At 64.0% G+C, this 9036-nt stretch carries 10 protein-coding genes and 2 pseudogenes; 6 read left to right on the top strand and 6 right to left on the bottom strand.

The genetic code is table 11. From position 1 onward, the window contains the following. Positions 1-261 (top strand): helix-turn-helix domain-containing protein (locus tag H928_RS0115705; RefSeq protein WP_027011007.1); only part of this gene is annotated, 261 nt, incomplete at its 5' end. 85 nt (positions 262-346) lie between these two features. On the opposite strand, the gene H928_RS0115700 is transcribed toward H928_RS0115705, so the two are convergent. The 3 genes from H928_RS0115700 to H928_RS0115690 all read right to left on the bottom strand — a co-directional run bounded on the left by H928_RS0115700 (position 347) and on the right by H928_RS0115690 (position 2817). Next, positions 347-763: an FKBP-type peptidyl-prolyl cis-trans isomerase gene (locus tag H928_RS0115700; RefSeq protein ID WP_021027366.1), complete on the bottom strand. Its 417-nt coding sequence runs from the start codon at positions 761-763 to the stop codon at positions 347-349. Positions 764-846: 83 nt separating this feature from the next. Continuing rightward, positions 847-1983 carry an aminotransferase class V-fold PLP-dependent enzyme gene (locus H928_RS0115695; RefSeq protein WP_021027365.1) on the bottom strand — a complete coding sequence of 379 codons (1137 nt, stop codon included), beginning with the start codon at positions 1981-1983 and terminating at the stop codon, positions 847-849. 105 nt (positions 1984-2088) lie between these two features. Next, the gene (locus tag H928_RS0115690; protein WP_027011006.1) at positions 2089-2817 is read right to left on the bottom strand and encodes a YggS family pyridoxal phosphate-dependent enzyme; all 729 of its coding nucleotides are present in this window, start codon (positions 2815-2817) and stop codon (positions 2089-2091) included. A gap of 83 nt (positions 2818-2900) precedes the next feature. Here H928_RS0115690 and H928_RS0115685 point away from each other — a divergent pair, with 83 nt between their 5' ends. From H928_RS0115685 to H928_RS0115670, 4 genes are all read left to right on the top strand, one after another. After that, on the top strand, positions 2901-3944 hold the full coding sequence (locus H928_RS0115685; RefSeq protein WP_021027363.1) for a type IV pilus twitching motility protein PilT: 1044 nt from the start codon (positions 2901-2903) through the stop codon (positions 3942-3944). Positions 3945-4051: 107 nt separating this feature from the next. After that, complete coding sequence (locus H928_RS0115680) at positions 4052-4660, top strand: cyclic nucleotide-binding domain-containing protein (protein ID WP_021027362.1); 609 nt, start codon at positions 4052-4054, stop codon at positions 4658-4660. Positions 4661-4733: 73 nt separating this feature from the next. After that, on the top strand, positions 4734-5870 hold the full coding sequence (locus H928_RS0115675) for a PilT/PilU family type 4a pilus ATPase (protein WP_021027361.1): 1137 nt from the start codon (positions 4734-4736) through the stop codon (positions 5868-5870). A gap of 76 nt (positions 5871-5946) precedes the next feature. Further along, on the top strand, positions 5947-6873 hold the full coding sequence (locus H928_RS0115670; protein WP_021027360.1) for an NAD(P)-dependent oxidoreductase: 927 nt from the start codon (positions 5947-5949) through the stop codon (positions 6871-6873). Positions 6874-7091: 218 nt separating this feature from the next. On the opposite strand, the pseudogene H928_RS28190 reads toward H928_RS0115670, so the two are convergent. From H928_RS28190 to H928_RS0115655, 3 genes and pseudogenes are all read right to left on the bottom strand, one after another. Further along, positions 7092-7751, bottom strand: a pseudogene (locus H928_RS28190) (BON domain-containing protein); the annotation flags it as partial. Next, positions 7751-8350 carry an SIS domain-containing protein gene (locus H928_RS0115660; protein ID WP_021027358.1) on the bottom strand — a complete coding sequence of 200 codons (600 nt, stop codon included), beginning with the start codon at positions 8348-8350 and terminating at the stop codon, positions 7751-7753. The pseudogene H928_RS28190 and the gene H928_RS0115660, both read right to left, overlap by 1 nt. Before the next feature lie 97 nt (positions 8351-8447). Continuing rightward, positions 8448-8894 carry a YraN family protein gene (locus H928_RS0115655; protein ID WP_021027357.1) on the bottom strand — a complete coding sequence of 149 codons (447 nt, stop codon included), beginning with the start codon at positions 8892-8894 and terminating at the stop codon, positions 8448-8450. Between H928_RS0115655 and H928_RS33470 the strand changes: the two are divergent. Then, positions 8885-9036, top strand: a pseudogene (locus H928_RS33470) (16S rRNA (cytidine(1402)-2'-O)-methyltransferase); the annotation flags it as partial. The gene H928_RS0115655 and the pseudogene H928_RS33470 sit on opposite strands and share 10 nt — an antisense overlap.

Genomic DNA, 9036 nt, shown 5'->3' with positions numbered 1-9036 from the left:
GCCGCACCGCTGCCGCCCGGCCAGCAGGCAGCCGGCCTTATCGCGCCCCTGCGCGCGTCCGAAATGGCCGAAGTGGCCGAAGGGCTAACAGCCAGCGCCGAGACCTTGGGCCTGCGCGTCCAGGTGGAGCGCTACGAGCGCCAGCTGCTCAGCGCCAGCCTGGCCCGCCATAACGGCAACTGGGCGGCAGCCGCGCGCGAGCTGCAACTGGACCGCGCCAACCTGCAGCGACTGGCCAAGCGGCTGGGGGTGGAGCGCTGAGCCGTCAATGCACCCATCGCCTAAACAACAAAAAGCCTCCGCGCCAGCAAGACGCGGAGGCTTTTTAGCTTGTGAGTAGTGTCGTTTACTGGCCCTTGACGCCCAGCAGTTCCACTTCAAAGTTCAAGGTGGCGTTCGGCGGGATCACGCCGCCTGCGCCACGGGCGCCATAGGCAATGGAGGCCGGGCAGGTCAGCTTGGCCTTGCCGCCAACCTTCATCAGCTGCAGCCCTTCGGTCCAGCAGGGGATCACGCCACCCAGCGAGAACTCGATCGGCTCACCGCGCTTGTAGGAGCTGTCAAACTCCTTGCCGCTGTCGGGGAAGGTGCCCTTGTAGTGCACCTTGACGGTATCTTCCTTCTTGGGGCTGGCGCCAGTGCCGTCCTTGATGCTTTCAAACACCAGGCCGCTCTTGGTCGTCACAGGCTTGCTTTGTGCCTGGGCGAAGCCGGCGGTCAAGGCGATGGCAGCGAACAAGGCGCTGGCGGTCAATGCTTTCATGGCGAAATCCAATCCAATGTTCTTCAAACAAAACCAGCATTCTGCACCTGGATGCCAGGCACAGAACGCGTTAAAAACACAAGTTAACCCTTGATACCCAAACCATCGAGCGCCTGGCGCAGATGGCCCACGGTGCGATCGACGTTGTGCCATTTGTCGAGGCCAAACAGGCCGATGCGGAAGGTCTTGAACTCCGGCCCTTCGTCGCACATCAGCGGCACGCCAGCGGCGGTCTGCAGGCCCACGCTGGCGAACTTCTTGCTGTTCTGGATCTCGGGGTCGCTGGTGAAGCTGACGACCACGCCGGGCGCCTCAAAACCTGGCGCCGCCACACTCGGAAAGCCGCGCGCCTTGAGCAGTGCGCGCACTTCCTTGCCCAGCTGGGTCTGTTCCTCGCGCAGCTTGTCCAAGCCATAGGCCTCGGCCTCCTGCATCACCTTGCTCAGCTGCACCAGCGAATCGGTGGGCATGGTCGCGTGGTAGGCATGCTGGCCCTTTTCGTAGCCCTCGGCAATCTGCATCCACTTCTTCAGGTCGCAAGAGAAGCTGCTGCTCTTGGTATCTTCGATGGCCTTGCGCGCGCGCTCGGACAGCATCACCATCGCGCAGCAAGGCGGGCCGCTCCAGCCCTTTTGCGGCGCGGTGATCAGCACATCGACACCGGTCTTTTGCATGTCCACCCAGATGGCGCCGCTGGCCACGCAGTCGAGCACCATCAGCGCGCCGACCTCATGCGCGGCGGCGCTGATGGTCTGGATGTAGTCGTCGGGCAGCACAATGCCGCTGGCCGTCTCGACATGCGGGGCAAACACCACCTGGGGCTTTTCCTTGCGGATCGCGGCGGCTACTTCTTCGGCCGGGCATGGGGCCCAGGCATCTTGCGGGCCCGTGCCCTGGGGGCGGGCCTTGCAAATGACAGCACTGCCGCCCAGGCCGCCTTCGTCGAAAATCTGCGTCCAGCGGTAGCTGACCCAGCCATTGCGCACAATCAGCACCTTGGCGCGGTTGGCAAACTGGCGGGCGACGGCCTCCATACCAAAGGTGCCGCTGCCCGGCACGATCACGGCCGTGTGTGCGTGGTAGGTGGTCTTGAGGATGCGCAGCACCTCGCCCATCACACCGATGAAGCGGTGCGACATGTGGTTGAGCGCGCGGTCGGTGTAGACCACCGAAAACTCCAACAGGCCATCGGGGTCAACGTCGGGTAGCAATCCTGGCATGGGGGTCTCCTGTCTATTTGAGGGGGTACACAGAACAATCGGGGGCCAGCTTAGCACGCAGCTTCAAGCGCTGCTGCGGGCTGGCGGGTTGGCAGAGGGGACCCTTCAGTGGGCGCTGCCGTAGTCGCGCTGGCCAAAGATGCCGCTGCCCACACGCACCATCGTCGAGCCGGCCTCAACGGCGGCCGGCAGATCGGCCGTCATGCCCAGCGAGATGGTGTCCCACTGCGCCAGCTGCGGCAGGCCCAGTGCGGCGATGTCATCGAACACGGCCTTGACGCGCTGGTGCACGGCCAGCTGGGCGGCAAAGTCGGGCAGCACATCGGGGATGCTCATCACGCCGCGCAGCTGCAGCTGGGGCAACTGCGCAATCTGCTGCACCAGCGCCGCGGCTTCGGCCGGCGCGACGCCAGACTTGGTGATGCCGCCATCGACATTGAGCTGGATGCAGATCTGAAGCGGTGCCAGCTGCGCGGGCCGCTGGGCGGAGAGGCGCTCGGCCGTCTTGAGCCGGTCCACCGTATGCACCCAGTCAAAGTGCTCGGCCACCAGGCGCGTCTTGTTGCTCTGGATCGGGCCAATGCAGTGCCAGATGAGGCCCTGGTCCTTCCAGCTGTCATGCTCGGCAAAGTAGCGGATCTTCTCGACCGCTTCCTGGATGTAGTTTTCGCCAAAGGCGCGCTGGCCGGTTTCGGCCGCCTCGGCAATGGCGTCCACGCCAAAGGTCTTGGAGACGGCCAGCAGCTGCACGCTGCCCTCGGGCCGGCCGCTGGCACGACAGGCGTTGTCGATTTGCAGGCGAACCTGCTGAATTTTTTCGGGAATCGTGCTCATAATGTAAAAATATGCACGGCCTTGGAACTGGTTGACAACGAGGCCTTGCACGCAAAGCGTACCAAAACAACGAGGGAACTGCAGTGGATATCACCCAATTGCTGGCATTCAGTGTCAAAAATAAAGCGTCGGACTTGCACCTGTCTGCAGGCCTGCCGCCGATGATCCGGGTCCATGGCGATGTGCGCCGCATCAATGTCGATCCGCTGGACCACAAACAGGTCCATGCGATGGTCTACGACATCATGAGCGATGCCCAGCGCAAGCAGTATGAAGAGTTTCTCGAGGTCGACTTCTCGTTCGAGATCGAAGGCCTGGCCCGTTTCCGCGTCAATGCCTTCAACCAGAACCGCGGCTCCGGTGCCGTGTTCCGGACCATTCCGAGCAAGATCCTGACCCTGGAGCAGCTCAACGCCCCCAAGATCTTTGCCGACCTGTCGCTCAAGCCGCGCGGCCTGGTGCTGGTGACCGGGCCGACCGGCTCGGGCAAGTCCACCACCTTGGCGGCCATGGTCAACTACCTCAACGAAAACGAGTACGGCCACATCCTGACGGTGGAAGACCCGATCGAATTCGTGCACGAGTCCAAGAAATGCCTGATCAACCAGCGCGAAGTGGGCCCGCAGACGCTGTCGTTCAGCGCAGCGCTGCGCTCTGCGCTGCGTGAAGACCCGGACGCGATCCTGGTGGGCGAAATGCGTGACCTGGAAACCATCCGCCTGGCGATGACGGCCGCGGAAACCGGCCACTTGGTGTTCGGCACCCTGCACACCTCCAGCGCCGCCAAGACCATTGACCGGATCATCGACGTCTTCCCCGCCGAAGAAAAGGAAATGGTCCGCGCGATGCTGTCCGAATCGCTGCAGGCCGTGATCTCCCAGACCCTGTGCAAGACCAAGGACGGCCAGGGCCGCGTGGCCGCCCACGAGATCATGCTGGGCACGCCCGCGATCCGCAACCTGATCCGCGAGGCCAAGGTCGCGCAGATGTATTCCACCATCCAGACCAGCAACAGCATGGGCATGCAGACCTTGGACCAGAACCTGACCGACCTGGTGCGCCGCAATGTGATCAGCCCAGCCGAGGCCCGCGCCAAGGCGAAGACGCCGGAGAACTTCCCGGGCTGATCGCCGCAGTCACCAACTGACAAACGGTTGCACGAAGGGCACCAGCGGTCATTGCCAGTACCGCAGGTGCCCTTTATGCTTTGCGGGATCAAAGGAGACCCTGGGCCATGAACCGCTTGCATTCCGCATCCCCGGCAGACGATGCCGCCGAGGCAGACACCGGCTTCTTCCTCCATGGTTTCCAGCAGGCCAGCACGTCGGAGGTCCCCTATGTGCTCTGGAGCCAGCGCCGCAAGGCCATCCACGCCCAGCTGCTGGCCCCGGCCGACCCGGCCACGGCGCTGCGCATGGTCTGGGCCCAGGATGCGGCGCTGTCCCTGCTGCAATCGCCCTTTATCGACCAGATGGTGCAGTACCTGGAGTTCTACCAGGTGCCGGCCGGGCAAACCCTGATCCAGCAAGGCGAGCTGGGCGACTACCTGCTGATCGTGCTGAGCGGCCAGGTACGGGTCGATCGGCAACTCGCCAATGGCCAGAGCGTGCATCTGGCCGACACCCACCCCGGCGAAGTGCTGGGCGAAATGTCTCTGTTTGACAGCAGTCCGCGTTTTTCTTCGTGCACCACCACCACCGACTGTGCACTGGCCGTGCTGAAGGCCGATACACTGGATGCCATGATGGAGTTGGACGCGTCCACGGCCGCCTATTTGCTGGCCTTGTTCACGCGCAAACTCTCCACGCGGCTGCGGCAGACCAGCGCCCGGATCGAGCCCTGAGCCCCTCAGGGCGGCCGTTCCCAGGGCGCTTCTGCTGCATCCGCAACAATAACGGAGCGCAGAGAGGATTGTCATGGAACGGGATCAGGCCAGTAAGTTCATCAACGACCTGTTGAAGCTGATGGTGCAGCGCAATGGCAGCGATTTGTTCATTACCGCTGACTTTCCGCCGGCCATCAAGATCGATGGCAAGGTCACCAAGGTCTCCAGCCAGCCGCTGTCGCCCACCCACTCGCTGACGCTGGCCCGCTCGATCATGAGCGACAAGCAGGTCGCCGAGTTCGAAAAGACCAAGGAATGCAATTTCGCGATCTCGCCCTCGGGCATCGGGCGCTTCCGGGTCAATGCCTTCATGCAGCAAGGCCATGTGGGTCTGGTGCTGCGGACCATTCCATTGACCCTGCCAACGATTGACGGCCTGGGCGTGCCCCAGGTGCTCAAGGACCTGGCGATGACCAAGCGCGGCCTGTGCATCATGGTGGGCGCCACCGGCTCGGGCAAGTCCACCACCTTGGCGGCGATGGTCGACTGGCGCAACGAGAACTCCCACGGCCACATCATCACCGTCGAAGACCCGGTGGAATTTGTCCACCCGCACAAGAACTGCATCGTGACCCAGCGCGAAGTGGGCCTGGACACCGACAACTGGGAGGCAGCGCTGAAAAACACCTTGCGCCAGGCGCCCGACGTCATCTTGATGGGCGAAATCCGCGACCGCGAAACCATGGAGCACGCGGTGGCCTTTGCCGAAACCGGTCACCTGTGCCTGGCCACCCTGCACGCCAACAGCGCCAACCAGGCGCTCGACCGGATCATCAACTTCTTCCCCGAAGAGCGCCGCGCGCAGCTGCTGATGGACCTGTCGCTCAACTTGCGCGGCCTGGTGTCGCAGCGCCTTTTGAGCAAGCAGGACAGCAAGGGGCGGGTGGCTGCGGTGGAAGTGATGCTCAACTCGCCGCTGATCTCCGACATGATCTTCAAGGGCGAGGTGGGCGAGATCAAGGAGATCATGAAGAAAAGCCGCAACCTGGGCATGCAGACCTTTGACCAGGCGCTGTTTGACCTCTACGAGGCCAACATGATCACCTACGAAGACGCGCTGCGCAACGCCGACTCGGTCAACGACCTGCGCCTGCAGATCAAGCTGGGCAGCCAGCGCGCCAAGCGCAGCGACCTGGCCGAGGGCACGGAGCACCTGACAATCGTTTAAGCTGTCAGCGTTTTGGGTTTTCAGCGACACGGCACCCAGGCCCGCCTTGGGTGCCGCTCTTTTTGGAGTCACCACAATGGCATCGAGTATTCAAGCACGCAGCTATGACAGCACCCCTTCCCTGAACGTCGCCTTCCTGGGCCTGGGCGTCATGGGCTACCCCATGGCGGGCCACTTGGCCCAGGCCGGGCACGCGGTCACCGTCTACAACCGCACCGCGCAAAAGGCGCAAGGCTGGTGCGACGAATTTGCCAGCTCCAAGGCACCCCGCCATGCGGCCACGCCGCGCGAGGCCGTTGCCGGCGCCGACATCGTGTTCTGCTGCGTCGGCAATGACGATGACCTGCGCTCGGTCGTACTGGGCGCCGATGGCGCGCTGGCCGGCATGAAGCCCGGCGCCATCTTTGTCGACCACACCACCGCCTCGGCCAATGTGGCCCGCGAGCTGTATGCCGCGGCCCAGGCCCAGGGCCTGCACTTTATCGATGCGCCCGTCTCCGGCGGCCAGGCCGGTGCCGTCAACGGCCAGCTCACCGTCATGTGCGGTGGCGATGAGGCCGTGTTCAACACCGTCAAGCCGGTGGCCATGGCCTTCTCGCGCGCCTTCACCTTGCTGGGCAGCAGCGGCGCGGGCCAGCTGGCCAAGATGGTCAACCAGATCTGTATCGCCGGTGTCGTGCAAGGCCTGTCCGAGGCGATTGCCTTTGGCATGAATGCCGGCCTGGACATGCCCCAGGTGCTGGATGTGGTCAGCAAGGGCGCAGCGCAAAGCTGGCAGATGGAAAACCGGGGCAAGACCATGGTCGAGGGCAAGTTCGACTTTGGCTTTGCCGTGGACTGGATGCGCAAGGACCTGGGCCTGGTGCTCGACGAGGCCAAGCGCAATGGCTCGCGCCTGCCGCTCACGGCCCTGGTCGACCAGTTCTATGCCGATGTGCAGCAATCGGGTGGCAACCGCTGGGATACGTCGAGCCTGATCACCCGCCTGGGCAAAAAAGCCTGAAACGGATCACCCCATGCAAAAAGGCCGCTGATGCGGCCTTTTTGCTGGAGGATCTGTGCAGATCAGGGCTTGGTCGTGAAACCATCGTTGAGCGGCTGCACCGGCGTGGTGTTGACCGGCGAGGTGGTCACGCCCGTCGACACGGGTGCTGCCGCAGGCGCTGCCGGTGCGGCGGCAGGCGCGGGCACCACGGTCGCAGGCTGGGTGGTGATGGCCGATGCGCTGCTGTCGTTGACGACCGGGGCGGCGTTGCCGGTGCTGCGGTTGTTGCTGAGCGACTTGAGCTCTTCCTCGCTGATCACCTCGAACACGCGCACCACCTTTTGCACATTGGCCACGCCCCGGGCGATTTCGGCCGCGCGCTTGGATTCGCGCTCGGTCACGCGGCCCATCAGGTAGACCACATTGCGCTCGGTCACCACCTTGATGGCGCTGGAGCTCAAGTCCTTGGCATCGATGATGCTCGCGCGCACCTTGCCGGTAATCAGCGTATCGGTCGAGCGCTGCGACAGGCTGGAGTTGAACATCACACCCACGTCGTTGACGACGGAGCGCACATTCTGCGCGGTCTTGGCGGCCTCTTCGGCCTTTTGCTTGAAGGCCTCGTTGGGCGCCTCACCGGTCAGCAGCACCTGGCGGTTGTAGCTGGTGACATTGATATGCCCGTCATTGCCGGCACGCTCGCGGATGGCGCTGGCCACGCGCATCTCAATGCTTTCGTCCTCCACCTGGATGCCGGCGGTGCGGCGGTCGATCGCCATCACCGTGCCGCCGACGGCAGCGCCGCCGATCACCAGCGGAACGCAGCCGGACACGGCCCCAGCGACGGCGCCAGCCGCCACCAGACACAGGGTCAATCGCTTCCAAGACACAGGCATCATTCCTCTTCTCCTAACAATTGGGTATCGATTCCGTCAATCAGACAGTGCAGCACCAGCTGGTGCACCTCGCGCACGCGGGTGCTGCGGTCATGCGGCACGCGCATCAGTACATCGGTTTCGCTCAAGGCATTGGCCAGCAGGCCACCGCTGCGACCGGTCAGCACCACGGCCGACATGTCGCGCTCATGCGCCGCCTCGATCGCAGCCAACAGGGCCCTGTCATGGCCATCGGCACTGATGACCAGCAGTAGATCGCCAGGCTGGCCCAAAGTTCGCACCTGGCGCGCCAGCGCCTGCGGCAGGCCTTCGGGCGTGAGGCTGCTGCCCAGCTGGGCCTGCGCCAGTGCATCGTTGTCGAGCACCAGGGCCGCCAGCTCGGGGCGCTCGCGCTCCATGCCGCTGACGCACATGGCGGCAAATTGCGCCGCCTGCGCCCAGGACAGGCCATTGCCGCAGCACATCACCTTGTTGCCGCTGGTCACACAGGCGAGCAGCGCGTAGACCGCGCTGGCGACGCTTTCGCTCATCTCCTGTGACACCTGGTAGTGGAGATCGGCGCTATCGATAAAGTGCTGTTGGATGTGTTGCTCAAGCATGGAGGCCCGATGATAACCTTGGCCGGTTTCCCCCTGGGGTCGGGATGATGACTTTTCTCAGTCCCCATGCGCATGCAAAGCCCAGCAACTGCGCGCTTCAGGACTCGTCTGGCACATCAAAGGCCGCCCGCAGCCAGACGATCTCCTGCTCGACCAGCACCGCATCGAAACGGCAGGCCGGCTGCTGGCGCAGGCTGGCCAGGTAGTGGCGGGCGGCCAGGATGATGCGCCGCTGCTTGGTGCTGCCAATGCTGCCGCCCGCACCGCCAAAGCCGCTGTGCTGGCGCTGGCGCACCTCGACAAACACGACGGTGCCATCGCGCTCCTGCATCACCAGATCGATCTCCCCGCCGCCGCGCCCGGGCGTGCGGTAATTGCGCGCCAAAAGGCGCAGCCCCTGTTGTTGGAGATAATGGAGCGCGGCATCTTCTGCCTGCTGGCCACGCAGCTTGCTGTTGTCTGCCCCTTCGCTGGTGGCGCCGGGCGATGCAGCAGACGGGCCCTGGCCGCGCCATTTTTCAAGGATCTTCCACGGTGTCTGCATCTTTCACCTCCGCTTTGCAAGCAGCCCAGGCTGCCGCCGGCACCCAGCACTACCCTGCCTCCACCCTGTATGTGGTGGCCACGCCCATCGGCAACCTGGCCGACATCACCCTGCGCGCGCTACATGTGCTGGAGCTGGCCGA

It is taken from the genome of Comamonas sp. B-9, from assembly GCF_000410635.1.
GTDB lineage: Bacteria > Pseudomonadota > Gammaproteobacteria > Burkholderiales > Burkholderiaceae_C > Comamonas.
Note: the sequence above shows the minus strand (reverse complement) of the source record. Positions and strands in the feature narration are given on the sequence as shown.

Excerpts from the sequence above, each read along its gene's own strand:
- H928_RS0115700 (WP_021027366.1), bottom strand. The coding sequence starts at position 763 with ATGAAAGCATTGACCGCCAGCGCCTTGTTCGCTGCCATCGCCTTGACC.
- H928_RS0115695 (WP_021027365.1), bottom strand. The coding sequence starts at position 1,983 with ATGCCAGGATTGCTACCCGACGTTGACCCCGATGGCCTGTTGGAGTTT.
- H928_RS0115660 (WP_021027358.1), bottom strand. The coding sequence starts at position 8,350 with ATGCTTGAGCAACACATCCAACAGCACTTTATCGATAGCGCCGATCTC.
- H928_RS0115670 (WP_021027360.1), top strand. The coding sequence starts at position 5,947 with ATGGCATCGAGTATTCAAGCACGCAGCTATGACAGCACCCCTTCCCTG.
- H928_RS0115680 (WP_021027362.1), top strand. The coding sequence starts at position 4,052 with ATGAACCGCTTGCATTCCGCATCCCCGGCAGACGATGCCGCCGAGGCA.
- H928_RS0115675 (WP_021027361.1), top strand. The coding sequence starts at position 4,734 with ATGGAACGGGATCAGGCCAGTAAGTTCATCAACGACCTGTTGAAGCTG.
- H928_RS0115690 (WP_027011006.1), bottom strand. The coding sequence starts at position 2,817 with ATGAGCACGATTCCCGAAAAAATTCAGCAGGTTCGCCTGCAAATCGAC.
- H928_RS0115655 (WP_021027357.1), bottom strand. The coding sequence starts at position 8,894 with ATGCAGACACCGTGGAAGATCCTTGAAAAATGGCGCGGCCAGGGCCCG.